Origin of the sequence: Micromonospora sp. NBC_01405 (genome assembly GCF_045040155.1) — a bacterium.
Classification (GTDB): domain Bacteria; phylum Actinomycetota; class Actinomycetes; order Mycobacteriales; family Micromonosporaceae; genus Micromonospora.
This window is the reverse complement of record NZ_CP109532.1, coordinates 5,988,967-6,007,649: the sequence shown is the minus strand read 5'-3', so window position 1 is coordinate 6,007,649 and position 18,683 is coordinate 5,988,967. Positions and strand designations below refer to the sequence as shown.

The following is an 18,683-nucleotide window of genomic DNA, read 5'->3' as shown; positions in this document are numbered from 1 at the left end:
GCGTCAGCGGCCGTCGAGGAAGGCGAGCACGCGTTCCCAGGTCAGCTCGGCGGCGGCCGGGTCGTGATCAGGGACATCCGCGTCGGTGAAGAGGTGACCCGGGCCCGGGTAGCGGAACACCGACAGGTCAGCGCCCGCGGCGGTCATCGCCCGCTGCCACGCGTCGACCTCGTCCTGCGGCTCGTACTCGTCGGGGTCGGCGAGGTGCAGTTGCACCGGCAGGCCCGGCCGGACCGTCTCCGGCGGGCCGGCGATGCCGTGCAGCAGGAGCAGTGCGGCGGCGTCGGGGCGCTCGGCGAGCAGTTCGGCGGCCACCCAGACACCGAAGGAGAAGCCGGCCAGGACCGTGTCGGGCGGCAGGTCGGCCACGGCAGCCCGGGCCCGGTCGAGCACGGTCCGCTTGCCGATCTTGTCGAGCAGGGCGAACCCCGCCTCGACGGTGTCGGCGGCGGGCTCCCCGTACAGGTCGGGGGTGACGACCTGGTGCCCGGCCGCGCGGAGCCGGTCGGCGGCGGCGAGCACGGCCGGGCGCAGGCCGTAGACGGAGTGGAACAACGCGATCTGACCCATCCCGCCATCGTCGCGCGGGGGTCCGACATCCACCGACGGTGGGCGGAACCCGCCGGTGCCCGGCAGCCCTGCGTACGGCACCCGCACCGGTTGTTCCACCAGGTGGGCGCGGCGACCCGCCCGGCGCGTGCACCCCGACCATCCCACCCCATCACACAGCGGAGTCGCACAATGACATCTAGTCGCCAACCTTCGAGAGGGCCACCGATGACGAGCAGCGGAGTCAGCCACGAGGCATCCCCGTCCACCCCTGCGGCCGTCCCCCGGGTGCCGCCGGCCACCCGCCGGGAGGACCTGGTCACCGTCCTGTTCGGCGCGTGCCTGACGGCCGGGGCGATGTCCGACGGCTGGGCGCACAGCAACATCGTCGAGACCATCGAGGGGTTCTTCACCCCGTGGCACGGCCTGCTCTACGCGGGCTTCGTCGCCACCGCGGCGTGGACGTTCTGGCTGGCGTACCAGCGCCGCGACACGGCGCCCCGGTGGTGGCGGGACGCCTTCCCGGCCGGTTACCGGGTCGGGGCGATCGGTGCGGTGGCCTTCCTGCTCGCCGGCCTGGCCGACATGGCCTGGCACGAGATCCTCGGGGTGGAGGTGGGCCTGGACGCAGAGTTCAGCCCGAGCCACCTGCTGCTGGACGCGTCGGCGGTGCTGCTGCTGACCAGCCCGCTGCGGTCCTGGTGGGCCAGCGGGGAGCGCGGCGGACGATCGGCGACGGGAGTGGCGTCCCTGGCCCTGGGCGTGATGGCGCCGTCGATCCTGCTCACCTACGCGTCGGCGTTCCTCACCCTGGCGCCGACCCGCGCGATCGGCGCCGTCGGGACGCAGCAGGCGGCGATCCTCGGCGTCGACGCGTACCTGATCACCACGCTGGTGCTGGTCGGGCCGTTCCTGCTCGCCCACCGGAGGCGCGCCACGCCGGGGGCGGCCGCCACCCTGGCGGCCGGGGTGGCGCTGTTCGACATGGTGATGCACGAGTTCCCGACACCGCAGGCGTGGGCCGCCCTCGGGGCGGTCTGCGGCGCCGGCCTCGCCGATGTGCTGCTGCTCCGGCTGGACGCGATCCGTGGGCGGGACGCCGCACTGCGACTGCCGATCGCCGGTGCCCTGCTCGCCGGGCTGGTGTTCGCCGGGCACCTGGCGGGGCTCGCGCTGGCCGCCGGGATCGGCTGGACGCCGGAGGTGACCACCGGCGTCGTCACCCTCGCCGCGCTCCTCGGCGCCCTGCTCGGCGGCCTGGCGGCCCGGCCGGCCCCGACACCGGACCCGGTCGGCCCGGCCGGCCTGGCCCGGATCCCACTCCCGGCCGACCCGACCCGGATCCCGGCCCCGGCCGGTGCGGCCCCGGTGGTCGCCGACCCCGTCCCGCCGGCCCCGGCCGACCCGGGCCGCTGACCGGCGGCCGGCCGGACGTCGGTCCCCGGCCGGCCGCCGCTCCGTCCGGGTCAGACGGAAAGCAGCGTCTTGCCGACCGTCTCCCGGTTCTCGATGGCCCGGTGCGCGTCGGCGGCGCGGTCCAGCGGGAACGTCTGCCCCACCAACGGCGCCACCCGGCCGGTCGCGACGGCGTCCAGCGCCGCCAGCAGGTGGTGCCGTCGGGCCTGCACCGTGAGGGCCCGCAGGTCCCCGATGCCGGTGACCGCCACGCCCCGGTCACGGGCCGACGCGGGGTCCGGCACGGCGAAGCCACCGGCCGGAGCGCCGTACGCGCACGTCCGGCCGCCGGGCACGACCAGGTCGAACGCGGCCCGGCCGTACGCCCCGCCGGCGCCGTCGAGGAGGACGTCGACGCCGCCGAGGACGGCGCGTACCCGATCGGTCCAGTCCGGGGCCGAGTAGTCCACGATGTCCTCGGCGCCGAGCCGGCGCAGCGCGTCCCGCTTGGTCGCGCCGCGCGCCGCCCCGACCACCCGGGCGCCCCCGGCTTGTGCCGCCTGGAGCAGCACCGCGCCCGCTCCCCCGGCGGCGGCGGTGACCAGCACCCGCTCGCCGGCCCGGACGCCGCCGACCAGGTCGAGCACGGCGAACGCGGTGAGTCCGTCGGTCAGCAGGGCGGCGGCGTCCCGCAGCGACACCGTCGGGGGCACGGCGAAGAGGTCGTCGACTGGCACCAGGGCCCGGTCCAGGTAGCCGCCCCCCGGTCCGGTTTGCGTGACCACCCGCCGGCCGATCCAGGCGGGATCAACGCCGGCACCCACCGTGGCGACCGTCCCGGCCACCCCCGAGCCGGGCCGGTACGGGGGCCGGTCCGGGAACCACGCCCCGGCCAGGCCCGCACGGATCGCCGTGTCGATCCACAGCACGTTCGCGTAGGCCACCTCGACCACCGCCTCGCCCGGGCCCGGCGACGGGTCCGGCACCTCGGTCAGCGCCAGCACCTCCGGTCCACCGAACCGGGTCACCTCGATCACTCTCATGCCGTACCTCCGTGTGGCTCGCTCTCACCGCCCAGGCTCGGAGATGAAGCGGCGTTGAGGTCAACCACCATCGGGAGCGACGTGGGTCGCGGGTTCCCGGGGTCGAGCCGCCGCCAGAAGGGGCAGCCTGGCGGGACGGGCAACGGAGGCGACGGGGCCGGGCGAGACGGGGGTGAGACGGGGGCGACCTCCCGGGCGGGGATGGAACCACCACCGCCCGGGACGCCCACGCCGGCCGTCCGGCGATCATCGCACTGCCATTATTCGGCAATTGCCAGTAGTTTGCAACAAGGTCTGGACCTGCCTCGGCGACGTAACTAACCTGACCACTATGACTCCTTACATCACCGAGGCGGCCGATCCGCTCGCCAGCACGGCGACGGCCTGGCAGGAAAGCTGGGACCGGCAGCAGGAGGCGTTCATGCCGGACCGGGAGGCACGCTTCGCCGCCATGCTCGACGCCGTCGACGCGGTTGTCGTCGGGGACGCCCCCCGCCTGCTCGACCTCGCCGGGGGCACCGGCACCATCTCCCTGCGGGCGCTGGCCCGCTTCCCCCGGGCCGAAGTGACCCTGGTCGACCTCGACCCGGCGTTGCTGGCCCTGGCCGACGCGTCGCTGCGCGACCGGGCCACCGTGCTGGTCGCCGACCTGGGCCACCCCGACTGGGCCGATCGGCTGCCACACCGCGACTACGACGCGGTACTCACCGCCACCGCCCTGCACTGGCTGCCGGCCGACCGGCTCACCGCCCTCTACGGTGAGATCCGGGACCTGCTACGTCCGGGTGGTCTCCTCGTCAACGCCGACCGGATGCCCGACGACGCGCTGCCGGGGCTGACCGACAGGCTGACCGCCCGGGCCCGCGAGCGCCGGGCCGCCCGGTACGCCGCCGGGGCGGCCCTGTCCTGGCCCGACTGGTGGGAGCGGGCCGGCGCGGACCCGGTGCTCGGCCCACTGGTCGCGCGGCGCCACGAGATCTACCCGACCGGGCACAGTCCCGAGTGGAACCCACCGGTCTCCTGGCACCTCGACACGCTGACCACCGCCGGCTTCACCGAGGTCGGCACGCTGTGGCGGGGCGGCGCCGACGCGGCCGTGGCCGCCGTCCGCTGACCGGACCCACCGCCTGCGTCGCGGTGGCCGGGGGCCCGCCAACGGTAGGCTCGTCCCGGCGAAGGCACGAGGGCGCCGCCGCCGGGCAGCCGCGAGGACGCGCGTCGACGGGTTCCCGCCTGCGACGAACGTGCGGCGGGAGGGCGAGGTGACCGGAGCGGACCCGCGCCGGGTCGATCCCGACGTCGACCTGCGCGTACCCGGGGACCGGGGCGAACTGCGGGCGCACCCGGCGGCGGTGCTCGGCGTGATCGCGGCCGGCGGCGTCCTCGGCGCGCTGGCCCGCGCGGGGCTCCAGGCCGCCGTCCCGCACCGGCCCACCGGCTTCCCGTGGGCGACGTTCGCCGTCAACGTGACCGGATGCCTGCTGATCGGGGCGCTGATGGCGATGGTCGCCGCCGGGCGGACCCGGCCGCTCACCCGGCCCTTCCTCGGCGTCGGCGTGCTGGGCGGGTTCACCACCTTCTCCACGTACGCGGTGGACGTGCGGCTGGCGGTGGCCGCCGGGGCGACCGGCACCGCGCTGGCGTACCTGATCGCCACCCTGGTGGGGGCGCTGGTCGCGGTGTGGCTCGGCGACGCCGCCGCCGGCCGGTTCCTGCGCCGCGCGACCCGGCCGGCAGCCGGGCGCGGCGGGCAGCCGGGCGCAGGCGGTTCCCGGGCGGCGGACGGGCCGGGCGCGGGCGGCCGGGCCGACGAGGATCGGGAGGCCCGGTGACGGTCCTGCTGATCGCCCTCGGCGCGGCCGTCGGGGCGCCGCTGCGCTACCTCACCGACCGGGCCGTGCAGTCCCGGCACCGCTCGTCGTTCCCGTGGGGCACCCTGACCGTGAACGTGCTCGGCTCCCTGCTGCTCGGAGCCCTGGTCGCCGCGCCGGTCGGGCCGGCCGTCGCCGCGCTGCTCGGCACCGGTTTCTGCGGCGCGCTGACCACCTACTCGACCTTCGGCTACGAGACGCTGCGGCTGGCCCGCGACGGGTTCCCGTGGACCGCCCTGGCCAACGTGCTGACCAGCGTGGCCGCCGGGCTGGCCGCGGCGTCGCTCGGCTACGCGGTGACCCGCGCGCTGAGCGGGTGACCCGGTCCCGGTGGCTCGTGCGGGCGACGCCGTCTGGCCGAGGTCAGCGCGCCCGGCGCTCCGGGTGCGCCCGGTTCCAGGCCCGCATCCGCTCCGGGTACCCGGTGCGCGCGGCCTCGTACAGGGGCACCGCGTGCCGTTGGGCGATCTTCGCGGCGGCCCGGGGCGAACCGGTCCGCCGCCGGATCCACTCCCCGTCGTGGGCGATCGCCGCCACGGTGGTGTCGGTCGCGGTGGTCTCCGGCTCGAGGTAGAACTCCACACCCCGGCGGCTGGCCACGAACGCCTCCAGGGCTGCGAGGTCGTCGGGCGTCGCCTCCCGGTCGAGTTTCGTCGGGATCCCGTCGACGGCGCGCTGTCGCCGGCTGAACCAGCCCATGCCCGGCTCCTCTCCTCGGCGTCCCACCCAGTGGAGCACCCCCGCCTGGCATCCTGCTGGGCGCGGGGTGAGAGGAACCTGACCACAGAGCCGGCGGGCCGTACGCGCGCCCGGCGGCCAGCGTCACGGTCCGGCGGCGGCCCGACGGACCCGGCGACCTCCGGCGGCAGGGGCGGCGGCCCGGGGCGCCGAGCGGGGTGGGTCAGCGGGTGAGCCGGGAGCCGGCCAGCGGCCGGATCACCGGGACCAGGGCCAGGGCCGGCAGCAGCAGGAGCGGCACCACGATCAGGGCGCGCAGCGTGCCCACCTCGTCGCCGAGCAGGCCCAGCAGCGGCGGACCGCCGAGGAACGCGGAGTAGCCGATCACCCCGACGACGCTGACCCGGGCCGGCGCCCGGTCCTCGTCGTCCGCGGCGGCGCTCAGCCCCACCGGGAAGCCGAGCGACGCGCCGAGCCCCCACAGCGCGACCCCGGCGATCGCGACCGGCCCGGACCCGGCCAGCACCGCGAGGGTGGCGCCGACCCCGGCGCACAGGATCGTGCCGAGCAGCACCGGCACGCGGCCCCAACGGTCGAGCGCCACCGTGCCGGCGGTGCGACCGACGGTCATGCCGACCACGAAGACGCCGAAGACGGCGGCGCCGGCGGCCTCGCTCAGCCCGTACCCGTCGACGAACGCCACCGCGAGCCAGTCGTTGGCGCTGCCCTCGGTGAACGCCATCACCAGCACCAGCAGGCCGATGAGCAGGGTGCGCGGCTCCCGCCAGGCGGCGAGCAGCGAGCCACGGCGCGCGGCGGCGTCGTCGCGGGCGGACGCCGGGTCGGCGGCGCGGGCCGCCAGGAAGGCCCGGGCCCCGAGCAACGTGCCGGCGAGCACGACCGCCGCCAGCACGATCAGGTGCACGGCGATCGGCACCCCGGCCCGGGCCGCCGCCGCGCCGAGGCCCGCGCCGGCCACCGAGCCGAGGCTCCACGCCGCATGGAACCGGGGCAGGATGGTCCGGCCCAGCCGCCGTTCGACGGCCGTCCCCTCGATGTTCATCGCCACGTCGCAGGTGCCGGAGCCGTAGCCGAACAGGAACAGGCCGACGGCGACGCCGGGCAGGAACCCGGCGAACCCGGCGGCCATCCCGGCCACCGTCATGCCGCCCGCCACCAGCAGGACGCTGGCCGCCACCGTGCGGGCCGCGCCGAGGCGCTGGGTGACCAGCCCGGCGGTCGGCATCGCCAGCAGCGCACCCACGGACATGGCAAGCAGCAGCAGCCCGAGCCGCCCGGCGCTGAGGTCCAGCGCCTCGCGGACCGCCGGCACCCGGGAGAACCAGGAGGCGACCGCGAGGCCGTTGAGGGCGAACACGGCCGCCACGCCGTTGCGGGCGCTCAGGACCACGCGTGGCACGCCGGCCGGCGCGTTCCCCCGATCGGCGGTCGAGGTGTCGGCGGTGCTGCTCACGGGGTGGTTTCCTCTCCGGCGGGGCAATGTGGTCCCACCATTGGACACTCCGATGCGACAGCACCGACCACCGGCCCGGCCCTTCCCCGCGTCCGGACCGGCGGACCGGGCGGCGGCGGGCGGTGGGGACGCGCGACCCACCCGGGCCGACGCGGGGGTCACACCGCCGGGACGCCGAGCGCCTCGTCGACCCGGCCGAGGGTGGCGTCGTCGTCCGCCCCGATCCCCCGCAGCAGGTCGATGGCGGTGGTCCGCAGATGCCCGACGATCATGGCCAGCGGCAGGGTGCCGCCCGGGGTGAACAGCCGGCCGGCGCCCCGGACCGCCTCCAGCGCGGCGGTCTCGGCACGGGCGGCGTGCCCGTCGGCGGCGTCCTCCCGGCCGTCCAGGTCGGCGGCCAACGCCTCCCCGGCGGCGTGCACCGCGTCGGCCATCGACCGGATCGCGGCACCGAGGCCGTTGGGGGCGGGGGTGGGCAGCCGGGTGAGGTTCACCCCGGCCCGGGCCAGGACCCGCACGTTGCGCACGACGGAGTCGATCTGCCCGATGGACGCGTCGACCGAGCGCAGCCGGCTGATGCTCCGGTGGCGGCGCACCCGCAGGGTCAGCGCCTCGCCGGCGGCACGCACCCCGGCGCGCAGCCGCCCCACCGCGGCGTCCATTCCCCGGGCCCGATCGAGGGTGGCCAGGGCGGCGGCCTCGTCGTGGGCGTCGAGCGCGTCGGCGACCTCGCCGAGCAGCCTGGCGAGGTCGCCGAAGGTCCGCCGGAACTCGGCGGCCAGCGGGACGAGCGGGTGCCGGGCGCCGACGAGTTGACTGGCGACGAGGGCCACCGCGCCGCCGATCAGCGCGTCGACGAAGCGGAACGGCACCAGCGACTCGGTGGGCGGGGAGACCACCACCACGTAGAGGGCCGAGACGGCGGCCTGCTCCACGGTGACGCTCCCCGCCCCGAACGCCACGGCCAGCACGATGGTGATCAGGATGACGACGAAGACGGTCCAGCTTCTGCCGGGGCCGAGGGCCCGCACCAGCACGTCGGCGACGAACACCCCGGCGGCGACACCGAACAGCACCTCCAGCGCCCGGCGCGTCCGGTGCCCCCGGGCCTGACCGAGGACGATCAGCGCGGCGGCCGGGGCGAAGAACGGCCGCGAGTGCCCCAGCAGCCAGCTCGCCAGCAACCAGGACACGGTGGCCGCCAGGGTGCCCTCCGCCACCACCACCCAGCCCCGCCGCAACCGGCCGGCCGCCTGCCGGAACCAGCCCCACCGGACCATCGCTGCCTCCTCCACCGTCGCGCCGCAGCCCCACCCGTGGTGCTTCCCGGCGGGCGCGGCGGCCCGGCCAGGGCAGCCGTCGCGGGCCTGCCCGGGTGACGGCCCGCCCGGTCCGGGGCGGCGCCGACCCCACCGGGGAGGCAGCGCTGCGCCGCTACCCGCCCGCTGCCCTGCGCGCCTCGGCGTACTCGGGGGCTGCGAGGAAGCGGGCCAGCACCTCGGCGGTGCCGGGCATGTAGGGCCGGCCGTCGAACAGCTCGTCGGGCGGGACGAAGACGATCGCGGCCCCCTCGCCGAGCACCACGTCCTCCTGACGGGCGCTCGTGCTGCCCCAATAGTAGTGCTTCATCCGATTTGTCTCCGGCACCTGCGGGGTGCCGAAGGGGCGCAGGCCGGCGTCCGGCGTCAGCGCGGTCTCCTCCCGCAGCTCCCGCAGGGCGGTCTGGTCGAGCGTCTCCCCCGGCTCCCGGTGCCCGCCCGGAAGCCCCCAGACGTTCGGGTGGCGCGGCGCGTACGCGTCGCGAAGCTGCATCAGAATCCGTCCGGCCCGGTCGACGAGCAGCACGCTGGCGATGTCGATCACCCCGCCACCCTAGGTCCATGGACCGTGGTGACCCGACTCAGGCGACGTGGGTCAGGTGGGCCGTGATCGCTGCGGCGAGGATGTCCGGGCCGGGCCGGGACCACAGGTCGGCGTGGAAGACCTCCACCTCGATCGCGCCCCGGTAGCCGGCGGCGTCGACGGCGTCCCGGAACCGGCGCAGGTCGATGCAGCCCTCCCCCGGCAGCGCCCGCCCGAGCAGCACGCCCTCGGGCAGCGGCGTGACCCAGTCCGCCACCTGGAAGGCGGCGATCCGGTTGCCGGCCCGGGCGATCTGCCGGTACACGGTGTCGTCCCACCACAGGTGGTACGTGTCGACGACCACCCCGACGGTGCCCGGGTCGAACCGCTCGGCGATGTCGAGGGCCTGGTCCAGGGTGGCGATGACGCACCGGTCCGCGCAGAACATCGGGTGCAGCGGTTCGATGGCCAGCCGCACCCCGGCCGCGGCGGCGTGCGGGGCCAGCTCGCCGATGGCGTCGGCGACCCGCTCCCGCGCCCCGTCGACGTCCCGGCTGCCGGCCGGCAGCCCGCCGGAGACGAGCACCAGCTCGGCGGTGCCGAGGGTGGCGGCCTCCTCGACCGCCCGCAGGTTCTCGTCACGCCAGTCGTCGGCGGTGAAGAACCCGCCCCGGCACAGCGAGGTGACCCTCAGCCCGGCGTCGCGGACCAGCCGGGCGGCCCTGGCCAGCCCGTACTGCCGCACCGGCTCCCGCCACAGCCCGACGGCCGGGACCCCGGCGGCCACGCAGCCGGCGACCAGCTCCGCCAGCCCCCAGCCGGTGGCGGTGGCCTGGTTGAACGAGAACCGGGCCAGCCGGTCTCCGGCGGGGGCGGTCATCGCCGGCTCGTCGACGGCGGTCACTGGGCCACCCCGGCGACGGTGAGGTAGGCCCGGGCGCGGGTGGCGGCCAGTTCCGCGTCGGGCAGCAGCCCGGCGGCGTCGGCGAGGGTGAGCAGCCGGGCCAGGTGGGCCGGTGACCGGCCGGCCTGCTGGCCGCCGACCATGGTGAAGTGGTCCTGGTGGCCGGTCAGCCAGGCCAGGAAGACGATGCCGGTCTTGTAGTGCCAGGTCGGCGCCGCGAACAGGTGCCGGGCCAGCGGCACCGTGGGGGCGAGGATCTCGTCGTACGCGACCAGGTCGCCCCGGTCGAGGGCGGCCAGCGCGGCGGCGGCGGCCGGGGCGATCGCGGCGAACACGCCGAGCAGGGCGTGGGAGTGGCCGGCCTCGTCGCCGCGGATCAGCTCCGGGTAGTGGAAGTCGTCGCCGGTGTAGAGGCGCACCCCGGCGGGCAACCGGCGGCGCAGGGCCACCTCCCGGTCGGCGTCGAGCAACGACACCTTGATCCCGTCCACCTTCTCGGCGTGGCCGGCGACCAGGTCCAGCACCGCGTCGGCGGCGAGGTCCAGGTCGGTCGAGCCCCAGTAGCCGGTCAACGCCGGGTCGAACATGTCGCCGAGCCAGTGCAGCACCACCGGCCGGTCGGTGGCGGCCAGCAGGTGGGCGTACACCCGCTGGTAGTCCTCCGGGCCACGGGCGACGGCGGCCAGGTGCCGGCTGCACATCAGCACCGGCCGGGCCCCGGCGGCCAGGACCTCGGTGAGCTGCTCGGTGTACGCGTCGCGAATCCGCTCGATGCTCGCCGGGCCGACGGGAAGCTGGTCGGTGGCGACCCCGGCGACGATCCGCCCGCCGGACGCGTGGGCCTCGGCGGCGCTGCGCCGGATCAGCTCCCGGGTGGCCGGGTAGTCCAGCCCCATGCCGCGCTGTGCGGTGTCCATCGCCTCGGCCACCCCGAGCCCGTACGACCACAGGTGGTGACGGAAGGCCAGGGTGCGCTCCCAGCAAACGGCGGCCGGGGCGCCGGGGACGTTCTCGGCGCGCGGGTCGGCGACCACGTGCGCGGCGGCGTACGCGGTCCGGGAGGTGGCCGGGGCGTCGGGGCGGGCGAAGCCGCCGGCGCCGGAGAGCCGGTGCCGGGTGCCGTCGGGGAGGGTGACCTCGGTCCTCAACGGCTCAGCTCCGGGATCTCGACGCGGCAGTGCTCGCGGGCGGAGCGCAGGCCCAGCTCGGCGAGCTGCACGCCGCGGGCGCCGGCCAGGAAGTCCCACGGGAACGGCTCGCCGGCCACCACGTGCCGCAGGAACGCCTCCCACTGCACCTTGAACCCGTTGTCGAACTCGTCGTTGTCCGGCACCTCGGTCCACTGCGAGCGGAAGTCCTCGCCGGAGGGCAGGTCCGGGTTCCAGACCGGCTTCGGGGTGACCGAACGGTGCTGGACGCGGCAGTTGCGCAGCCCGGCGACCGCGCTGCCCTCGGTGCCGTCCACCTGGAACTCGACCAGTTCGTCCCGGTTGACCCGGACGGTCCAGGAGGAGTTGAGCTGGGCGATGATTCCGCCGTCGAGCTCGAAGATGCCGTACGCGGCGTCGTCGGCGGTGGCCGGGTAGGGCCGCCCGGCCTCGTCGACGCGGCGCGGGATGTGCGTGGCGGTGACGCAGGAGACCGCGCGGACCGGTGCGAACAGCTCCTCCAGCACGTAGTGCCAGTGCGGGAACATGTCCATCACGATCCCGCCGCCGTCCTCGGTTCGGTAGTTCCAGGACGGGCGCTGGGCGGGCTGCCAGTCGCCCTCGAAGACCCAGTAACCGAACTCGCCCCGCACGGAGAGGATGCGGCCGAAGAAGCCGCCGTCGATCAGCCGCTTGAGCTTGCGCAGGCCGGGCAGGAAGAGCTTGTCCTGCACGACGCCGGTGCGCACGTTCGCGGCCTCGGCGGCCCGGGCCAGTTCCACGGCGGCGGCGCTGTCCTCCGCGAGGGGCTTCTCGGTGTAGACGTGCCTGCCGGCGTCGATCGCCTGGCGGACGGCCTTCTCCCGCTGCTGGGTGAGCTGGGCGTCGAAGTAGATCTCAATGTCGTCGCGGGCGAGCGCGGCGGTCAGGTCGGTGGTCCAGTCGGTCAGCCCGTGCCGCTCGGCGATGTCGCGCAGCCGGTTCTCGTTGCGTCCGACGAGGACCAGCTCGGGCCAGATCCGGGTGCCGTCCGCCAGCGGCACCCCGCCCTGCTCCCGGATGGCGAGCAGCGAACGGACGAGGTGCTGGCGGTAGCCCATCCGGCCGGTGACGCCGTTGACGATGATGCCGATCGGCCTGCGCATGTTCTCTTCCCTCTCCTCGGGCCGGCGCCCGCGCGGCGGGCAGGGATCACCAGCACGCTGGGCAAGCGCTTTCCTGGGAGCGTAGGGGCGGGCCCCCTCGCAGGGCAAGGGCTTTCCGATGCCACTGCGGTAACCTGTCCGCGACCGGCGGGGCGGGACCGCTCGGGAGGACCACCAGGGGGCGGCGGATGGCGACGCTGGCCGATGTCGCACGACAGGCGGGGGTCTCCCCCGCGACGGCGTCGCGAGTGATCAACGGCAGCAGCAAGCCGGTCGCCGAGGAGCTGCGCGAACGCGTGCTGCGCGCCGTCGCCGACCTGCGGTACGTGCCGAACGCGCACGCCCAGTTGCTGGCCCGGCCGCAGCGCAGCGTGGTCGGTGTCGTCGTGCACGACGTCTCGGACCCGTACTTCGCCGAGGTGACCCGGGGACTGCAACGGGTGGCCATCGAGCGGGGCCGGCTGCTGATCATCTGCAACAGCTACCGCGACCCGGTCCGCGAGCTGGAGTACGTCGAGCTGCTGCGCGGCCAGCAGGTCGCCGCCATCGTGCTGGCCGGCTCCGGCTACCACGACGCCGCGTTCACCACCCTGCTCAACGAGAAGCTGGCCGCGTACGAGGCGACGGGCGGTCGGGTCGCGGTGATCGGCCGGCACGACCACTTCGGCGACGCGGTGATGCCGGCCAACGACGCCGGCGGCGAGCTGATCGGCCGGGAGCTGCTGCGTCTCGGGCACCGGGAGATCGGGGTGGTCGCCGGCCCCCGGATCCTGACCACCATCACCGACCGGCTCACCGGGCTGCGCCGGGCGCTCGCCGGGGAGGGCGTGGAGCTGCCCGAGGAGCGGATCCGCTACGCCGACTTCGACCGCGACGGTGGTGCCCGGGCCACGGCCGACCTGCTGGAGACGACCCCCGGCCTCACCGCGCTGGTGGCGCTCAACGACTCGATGGCCGTCGGCGCGCTCGCCCTGCTGCGCTCGCGCGGCGTCCGGGTGCCCCGGGACGTCTCCGTCCTCGGCTTCGACGACATGCCGATCGCCGGCGACGTCACCCCGGCGCTGACCACGGTGCGGCTGCCCCTGGTCGAGCTGGGCGTCCGGGCGATGACCCTGGCCCTCGACCCGGCCAGCGGCCGGCCCCGCGTCGAGACGCTGCCGGCGGAACTGGTCCGCCGGGACAGCACCGGCCCCGCCCCCGACTGAGCCCCGCCCTCGACTGAGCCCTGGTCAGCCGGGGCGGACGGCGGTCTCCCGGCCGCCCCGGGCCAGCTCGGCGAGGCGGTCGATCTGGGCGGGGTCGGACAGCGCGGACCCGACGGCCACCACCCTGACCCCGGCGGCCAGGAAGCCGGCCGCGTTGCCCGCGTCGATCCCGCCGGTGGCGACGAAACGCAGCTCGGGCAGGGGCCCGGCGACCGCCTTGAACCACTGCGGCCCGAGGCTGACCGCCGGGAACGCCTTGAGCCAGACCAGCCCGTGGTCGCGGGCCCGCTGGGCCTCGGTCGGGGTGGCCACCCCCGGCAGGTGGGGAATCCCGTGGCTGAGCGCGGCGTCGACCACCGCGAGGTCGAGCCCGGGCGCGACGGTGAACGCGGCCCCCGCGCCGGCCGCCTGCCGCACCTGTGCCGGGTCGAACACGGTGCCCGCGCCGACGATCCGGTCCCGGTCCCGGCCGGCCTGCACGGCGACGCGCAGCGCCTCCATCGCCTCAGGGGTGCGCACCGGCACCTCCACCACGTCGATGCCGAGGTCCCAGGCCCGGTTCGCGAGCCGGACCGTCTCCTGCGGCGGCAGGTCCCGCAGGATCACCATGACCCGCGCCCCGTCGAAGATCGGGCCGAAGTCGTGCGCCGTCACCGGCCGCTCCTTCCGTTCCCGGGGCCGGCCCCGCCGGTCCCCACGACTGTCGAGCCGGCGACGCCGGCCTCCGCTGTTCCGGAGCCGGCCGCGCCGGCCCCCAGGACTACCGAGCCGGTCGTCCCGGCTGCCGGGGTTCCGAATCCGGCGACGCCGGTCCCCACGACTACCGCGCCGGCCGTCCCGGCTGCCGCGCCGAGGCGCCCGGCCGCATTCCCGCCGTCGGCAGGGGCTTCATCGACGAGGCCCGCCGCGACCAGGTCGAGCGCCGCCCATCGGTCGGGGGGCAGCGCGACGGCGGCGTCGAGGTCCCGCCGGTCCGGCGGCGGGGCACAGTCCCCGGGCACCGCTAGGGCCCGGACCGCGACGAGGTGGCCGCAGCGCAGCGCGGCGGTCGGGCCGAGCCCGCGCAACAGGGCGGAGAGGTAGCCGGCGGCGAACGCGTCCCCGGCGCCGACGGGCTCGACCACCGGCGCCCGCAGCGCCGGCACGAACACCCCCGGCCCGGTACGCGGCAGCGCGGTCGCGCCCACGGCGCCGTCCTTGACCACCACCACCCTCGGGTGGGGCAGCAGGCGGCGCACGGTCTGCGGGTCGGCGCTCCCCCACAGCCGCTCGGCCTCGTCCAGGCCGACGAGCACCACGTCGGCCCGGTCGGCGAGGTCGCGCAGCACGTCGGCGGCCCGGTCGGCGGGCCAGAGCCCGGGCCGGTGGTTGACGTCGAAGCTGACCAGCGCGTCGCCGAGCGGCCGGCCGTCGACCGCGTGGAAGACCAGCGCCCGGCAGGACTCCGACAGCGCCGGGGTCACCCCGGACAGGTGCAGCAGCCGCGCGCCGGCCAGCCGGGGGTCGTCCAGCGCCTCCGGGCCCAGCCGGGACGCGGCCGAGCCGGCCCGGTAGTAGTGCACGCCGGTTGCCTCCGGCCGGGGATCCTTGAAGTAGACGCCGGTCGGGGCGTCCGGGTCGACGGCGACCAGGTCGACGTCGACGCCCGCGTCGGCGACCTCGCGGGCCACCATCCGGCCGAACGGGTCGTCGCCGACCCGGCTCACCCAGGCGACGCGGTGGCCGAGGCCGGCCAGGCCGGCAGCCACGTTGGACTCCGCCCCGCCGACGCCGAGCCGGACCCGGTCGGCGCGTTCCAGCGGCGTCGCGTCGACCGGCGACAGCACCACCATCGTCTCGCCGACGGTGACCGCCTCCGGGCCGGTCATGCCCGTCCCGCCGGCTCGCCCCGTCCCACCGGCTCGCCCGGGGCCACCGGCTCGCCCGGGGCAGCCGCGTCCGCGGCTGCGGCGAGGGCGGCGGTCGCGTCGCGGTCGAGGATCCCGTCCGCGACGGTGACGGTGTGCCGGCCGTGCCGGCTGGTCCCGGCCGGGACCACGGCCGGAGACTCGAAGGCGAAGGCCACGCAGACCCCCGGGTACATCGCCGTCCGGACGAACCACCGGTCGCCCGGCCCGAGCCCGGTGAAGACCAGGGTGTACGCGCCGCCCCCCGGCCCGGTGCCGGCCAGCGCCACCCACGGCGCGCCGGAGCCGTTGACGGACTCCTCGCCGTCGGCCCACGCGGTGAAGGTGCGGGGCGGCTCGGTGGCGACGGCCCGCCAGAAGAACCCGCCGTACCCGGCGCCGCCGGGGCGGCCGTTGGTGGCCGGGCTGCCGAGGGGGACGTCCCGGTCGGCGGGGGCGCTCAGCGCGTACCGCAGGTCCAGCCGCCACGCCCCGGGGGCGTCGGGCACGGGCGCGGCGGCGAGCCGGCGGTGCTCGGTGAGCAGCACCCCGCCGGCCGGGTCGCGCCACTGGAGGCGGTGTTCCAGCCGGTCGTCGGCCCGCTCGGTCCAGCCGGCGTGGACGATCCGGCCGTGGTCGTCGCGCCAGGTGTAGCCGGTGTCGCGCACGTAGGTGCGCCCGCCCCACAGGTTGGTGCCGGCGACGTCCTGCACGGCCAGGGACGCGCCGAGGTGCCACACGTGGTCCTCGGGCAGCGCGTCGGTGACGACCGTGCCGGCGAGGGTGCGCACCGGGTGCAGGTAGGGCCGGGGGCCGTGCCTGGCGTCGAGGTCCGGGGCGAGGACGTACCGGGCCACCTCGACGCCGCCGACCAGCAGTCGGGGATCGGCGCCGGAGTCGTCGGTCCGGCGACCGGGCTCGTCGGCGGGGACGGTCGGGGTGCGAGGGTCGGTGCGGGGGGCCGCCCCGTCGGCCCGGGTGCGGGGGCCGGGCAGGGAGGCGGCTCCGTCGGCCCGGGTGCGGGGGGCGTGGCCGGTCACGACGGCTCCACGGCTACGGCCGGGCGGCGGCGGGCGACCGCGTGCAGCGCGGCCAGGGCGTACCCGGCGAGGATCGGCAGCGCGACCGGGATGACCAGCACGGCAAGGACGCCGGCCAGGCAGCACACCCCGCTGGCCGCCGCCCAGCCGGCCGGGCGGGCGACGCAGGAGCGGGCGGCGGTGCGGGCCGCAACCCGCCAGCCCCGCCCGCCAGCCCGGCCGACCTCGACGACGACCAGGCCGGCGTACCCGGACAGGGCCGCCGTGACCGCGCCGGTGACCAGCAGGGCGGGCGCCCCACCGGGGACCCGGCCGGTGGCCAGCGCGGCCAGGTCGGCCCCGAGCAGGACCGCGCCGGCCAGCCCGGCCAGGGTCACCGGCACGCCGGCCGGCAGCGCCCGGACGTACCGGCGCAGTGTGGTCCGCAGGTTCGGCCAGCCACCGTCGGTGACCCGGTCGTGCACTGCGGCGCTGGCGGCGGCGAGCGCGGCGCCGGCGGTCAGCACCGGCAGCGCGCCCGCCACCAGCAGGAACCCGACCAGCGCCAGGTCGGCGGCGTCCCGGACCACGTCCCGCCAGTCCCGGCGGGCCGGTCTCTCCCGCGTCACGGCGTCACCCCTTGATTCCGCTGGTGTTGATGCCCTCGACGAGCATCCGCTGGAAGGCGAGGAAGAACAGGAACACCGGCAGCAGCGACAGCACCGACATGGCGAACATCGGGCCGACCGCGCTCTGGCTGGTCGAGTCGATGAACAGGGTCAGCGCCACCGGCACGGTGTAGTCCTGCAGGCTGGACAGGAAGACGAGCTGCCGGAAGAAGTCGTTCCAGGTCCAGATGAACGAGAAGATCGCGGTGGTGACCAGCGCGGGTCGGCTCAGCGGCAGGATGATGTGCCGGAAGATGCCGAACGCGCTGGCCCCGTCGATCTTCGCCGCCTCGTCCAGTTCGCGCGGGATGCCCCGCATGAACTGCACCATCAGGAAGACGAAGAACGCCTCGGTCGCCAGGAACTGCGGAATCAGCAGCGGCAGGTAGGGCCACTCGCCGCCGACCAGCCCGAGCGTGCGGAACAGGATGTACTGCGGCACGATCAGCACGTGCCCGGGCAGCAGCAGGGTGCCGATCATGACGGCGAACCACATCCCGCGCAGCCGGAACCTCAGCCGGGCGAAGGCGTACGCGGCGAGCAGGCAGGAGACCGCGTTGCCGACCACGGTCAGCAGGCTGACCATGGCGCTGTTGAGGAAGAACCGGCCGAAGCTGAGGTCGAAGTTGGCCCACCCGTCGGCGTAGTTGCCGGGGGTGAACTGCCTCGGCAGCAGGCCGGTGTTGCTGACGATCTCCTCCTGGCCCTTGACCGAGGTGCCGATCATCCAGAACAGCGGGTAGAGCACGACCGCCACGATCGCGATCAGGACGACCAGGCGCACGGCCTGCCCGCCGCCGGAACGCGGGCGGCGCGGCCGGGTCAGCACCGGGCCTGCGGTAGCCGTCACCGGTCCTCCCCGTCGGAGTAGTGCACCCAGAACCGTCCGGTGCTGAAGAAGACGGCCGTGATGAGGCCGATGGCGAGCAGGAAGACCCAGGCCATCGCCGAGGCGTAGCCCATCTCCAGATCGGTGAAGCCCTTGATGTAGAGGTTCAGCGTGTACATCAGGGTGGAGTCGACCGGGCCACCGGTGCCGTTGCTGAGCACGAAGGCCGCGGTGAAGCCCTGGAAGCCGTTGATGGTCTCCAGCACCAGGTTGAAGAAGATGACCGGGGAGAGCATCGGCAGGGTGACGGCGCGGAACTGCCGCCACTTGCCGGCCCCGTCGACCGAGGCGGCCTCGTACAGCTCCGTCGGCACCTGCTTGAGCCCGGCCAGGAAGATCACCATCGGGGCGCCGAACTGCCAGATGGCGAGCACCATCAGGGTCTCCAGCGCCCAGTCCGGGTCGTTGACCCAGGGCTTGCCCTCGATGCCGACCAGGGCCAGCAGCGAGTTGAACGCGCCGTCGCGGTTGAACATGTTCACCCAGACGATGGCCAGCGCGACGCTGCCGCCGAGCAGCGACGGCAGGTAGAACAGGCTGCGGAACAGCCCGACCCCGCGCCAGGCACGGTTGAGCAGCAGCGCCACCCCCAGTGCGGCGGCCAGCTTCAGCGGCACCGCCACCAGGGCGAAGGTCAGCGTCACCCGGACCGCGTGCCAGTACGAGGGATCGTTGGTGAACATCCGCTCGTAGTTGGCGAACCCCACCCACTCGACCTCCGAGAAGGGGGTGAGGATGTCGTAGTCGGTGAAGCTCAGGTAGAGCGACAGGAGCATGGGAATCGCCGTGATGGCCATCAGTCCGATGAGCCAGGGCGAGAGGAAGACGTACCCCGCCAGACCTTCGCTGTGCCGGATCCGCCCGGCCACGGCCCGGGGGGCGTGGGCGCGGGCGGATCCGGTGCCGCGTCGGGTCGGGTCGGGCGCCGTGGTCAGTGCCACGAGCCGGCTCCTTTCCGAACGTGTGT

Annotated in this window: 20 protein-coding genes; 5 read left to right on the top strand and 15 right to left on the bottom strand. The window is 75.8% G+C overall.

Annotated features, from left to right (window positions below; genetic code table 11):
• Positions 1–3: 3 nt before the first annotated feature.
• A complete protein-coding gene (locus tag OG559_RS26000) occupies positions 4–570 on the bottom strand; it encodes a dienelactone hydrolase family protein (protein ID WP_405108238.1) in 567 nt (188 codons plus the stop codon).
• Between the two features lie 207 nt (positions 571–777).
• Between OG559_RS26000 and OG559_RS25995 the strand changes: the two genes are divergently transcribed.
• Positions 778–1,965 (top strand): hypothetical protein, encoded by a 1,188-nt coding sequence (locus OG559_RS25995; RefSeq protein ID WP_405108235.1) that lies wholly within the window; start codon positions 778–780, stop codon positions 1,963–1,965.
• Positions 1,966–2,015: 50 nt separating this feature from the next.
• Here OG559_RS25995 and OG559_RS25990 read toward each other — a convergent pair whose 3' ends face one another.
• The gene (locus OG559_RS25990; RefSeq protein WP_405108233.1) at positions 2,016–2,987 is read right to left on the bottom strand and encodes a zinc-binding dehydrogenase; all 972 of its coding nucleotides are present in this window, start codon (positions 2,985–2,987) and stop codon (positions 2,016–2,018) included.
• A 331-nt stretch (positions 2,988–3,318) separates the two neighbouring features.
• On the opposite strand from OG559_RS25990, the gene OG559_RS25985 reads away from it, so the two are divergent.
• The 3 genes from OG559_RS25985 to crcB all read left to right on the top strand — a co-directional run bounded on the left by OG559_RS25985 (position 3,319) and on the right by crcB (position 5,178).
• On the top strand, positions 3,319–4,101 hold the full coding sequence (locus tag OG559_RS25985) for a class I SAM-dependent methyltransferase (protein WP_405108230.1): 783 nt from the start codon (positions 3,319–3,321) through the stop codon (positions 4,099–4,101).
• A 148-nt stretch (positions 4,102–4,249) separates the two neighbouring features.
• Entirely contained in the window at positions 4,250–4,819 is a 570-nt protein-coding gene (locus OG559_RS25980) for a FluC/FEX family fluoride channel (RefSeq protein ID WP_405108228.1), read from the top strand.
• Complete coding sequence (gene crcB / locus OG559_RS25975) at positions 4,816–5,178, top strand: fluoride efflux transporter CrcB (protein WP_405108225.1); 363 nt, start codon at positions 4,816–4,818, stop codon at positions 5,176–5,178. The genes OG559_RS25980 and crcB overlap by 4 nt, the downstream gene beginning before the upstream one ends.
• Before the next feature lie 43 nt (positions 5,179–5,221).
• Here crcB and OG559_RS25970 read toward each other — a convergent pair whose 3' ends face one another.
• The 7 genes from OG559_RS25970 to OG559_RS25940 form a co-directional block, all read right to left on the bottom strand.
• A complete protein-coding gene (locus OG559_RS25970; RefSeq protein WP_405108222.1) occupies positions 5,222–5,557 on the bottom strand; it encodes a hypothetical protein in 336 nt (111 codons plus the stop codon).
• Positions 5,558–5,759: 202 nt separating this feature from the next.
• On the bottom strand, positions 5,760–7,010 hold the full coding sequence (locus tag OG559_RS25965; RefSeq protein ID WP_405108219.1) for an MFS transporter: 1,251 nt from the start codon (positions 7,008–7,010) through the stop codon (positions 5,760–5,762).
• Between the two features lie 158 nt (positions 7,011–7,168).
• Positions 7,169–8,290 (bottom strand): FUSC family protein, encoded by a 1,122-nt coding sequence (locus OG559_RS25960; RefSeq protein WP_405108216.1) that lies wholly within the window; start codon positions 8,288–8,290, stop codon positions 7,169–7,171.
• A 154-nt stretch (positions 8,291–8,444) separates the two neighbouring features.
• A complete protein-coding gene (locus tag OG559_RS25955; RefSeq protein ID WP_405108213.1) occupies positions 8,445–8,873 on the bottom strand; it encodes an NUDIX hydrolase in 429 nt (142 codons plus the stop codon).
• A 37-nt stretch (positions 8,874–8,910) separates the two neighbouring features.
• Positions 8,911–9,732, bottom strand: a complete 822-nt coding sequence (locus tag OG559_RS25950) for a sugar phosphate isomerase/epimerase family protein (protein ID WP_405116967.1) — start codon at positions 9,730–9,732, stop codon at positions 8,911–8,913.
• Positions 9,733–9,752: 20 nt separating this feature from the next.
• A complete protein-coding gene (locus tag OG559_RS25945; protein ID WP_405108210.1) occupies positions 9,753–10,904 on the bottom strand; it encodes a dihydrodipicolinate synthase family protein in 1,152 nt (383 codons plus the stop codon).
• Entirely contained in the window at positions 10,901–12,049 is a 1,149-nt protein-coding gene (locus tag OG559_RS25940; protein ID WP_405108207.1) for a Gfo/Idh/MocA family protein, read from the bottom strand. Before OG559_RS25940 ends, OG559_RS25945 begins: the two co-directional genes overlap by 4 nt.
• Positions 12,050–12,237: 188 nt before the next feature.
• Here OG559_RS25940 and OG559_RS25935 point away from each other — a divergent pair, with 188 nt between their 5' ends.
• The gene (locus OG559_RS25935; RefSeq protein ID WP_396672768.1) at positions 12,238–13,254 is read left to right on the top strand and encodes a LacI family DNA-binding transcriptional regulator; all 1,017 of its coding nucleotides are present in this window, start codon (positions 12,238–12,240) and stop codon (positions 13,252–13,254) included.
• A gap of 24 nt (positions 13,255–13,278) precedes the next feature.
• Here OG559_RS25935 and OG559_RS25930 read toward each other — a convergent pair whose 3' ends face one another.
• From OG559_RS25930 to OG559_RS25905, 6 genes are all read right to left on the bottom strand, one after another.
• On the bottom strand, positions 13,279–13,908 hold the full coding sequence (locus tag OG559_RS25930) for a bifunctional 4-hydroxy-2-oxoglutarate aldolase/2-dehydro-3-deoxy-phosphogluconate aldolase (RefSeq protein ID WP_405108203.1): 630 nt from the start codon (positions 13,906–13,908) through the stop codon (positions 13,279–13,281).
• On the bottom strand, positions 13,905–15,122 hold the full coding sequence (locus OG559_RS25925; RefSeq protein WP_405108200.1) for a sugar kinase: 1,218 nt from the start codon (positions 15,120–15,122) through the stop codon (positions 13,905–13,907). The genes OG559_RS25930 and OG559_RS25925 overlap by 4 nt, the downstream gene beginning before the upstream one ends.
• A complete protein-coding gene (locus OG559_RS25920; protein WP_405108197.1) occupies positions 15,119–16,180 on the bottom strand; it encodes a PmoA family protein in 1,062 nt (353 codons plus the stop codon). Before OG559_RS25920 ends, OG559_RS25925 begins: the two co-directional genes overlap by 4 nt.
• Positions 16,177–16,788, bottom strand: a complete 612-nt coding sequence (locus OG559_RS25915; protein ID WP_405108194.1) for a hypothetical protein — start codon at positions 16,786–16,788, stop codon at positions 16,177–16,179. Before OG559_RS25915 ends, OG559_RS25920 begins: the two co-directional genes overlap by 4 nt.
• 4 nt (positions 16,789–16,792) lie before the next feature.
• Positions 16,793–17,554, bottom strand: coding sequence for a carbohydrate ABC transporter permease (locus OG559_RS25910; protein ID WP_405116965.1), 762 nt, complete (start codon positions 17,552–17,554; stop codon positions 16,793–16,795).
• Between the two features lie 119 nt (positions 17,555–17,673).
• Complete coding sequence (locus OG559_RS25905; RefSeq protein ID WP_405108191.1) at positions 17,674–18,657, bottom strand: carbohydrate ABC transporter permease; 984 nt, start codon at positions 18,655–18,657, stop codon at positions 17,674–17,676.
• Positions 18,658–18,683 lie beyond the last annotated feature (26 nt).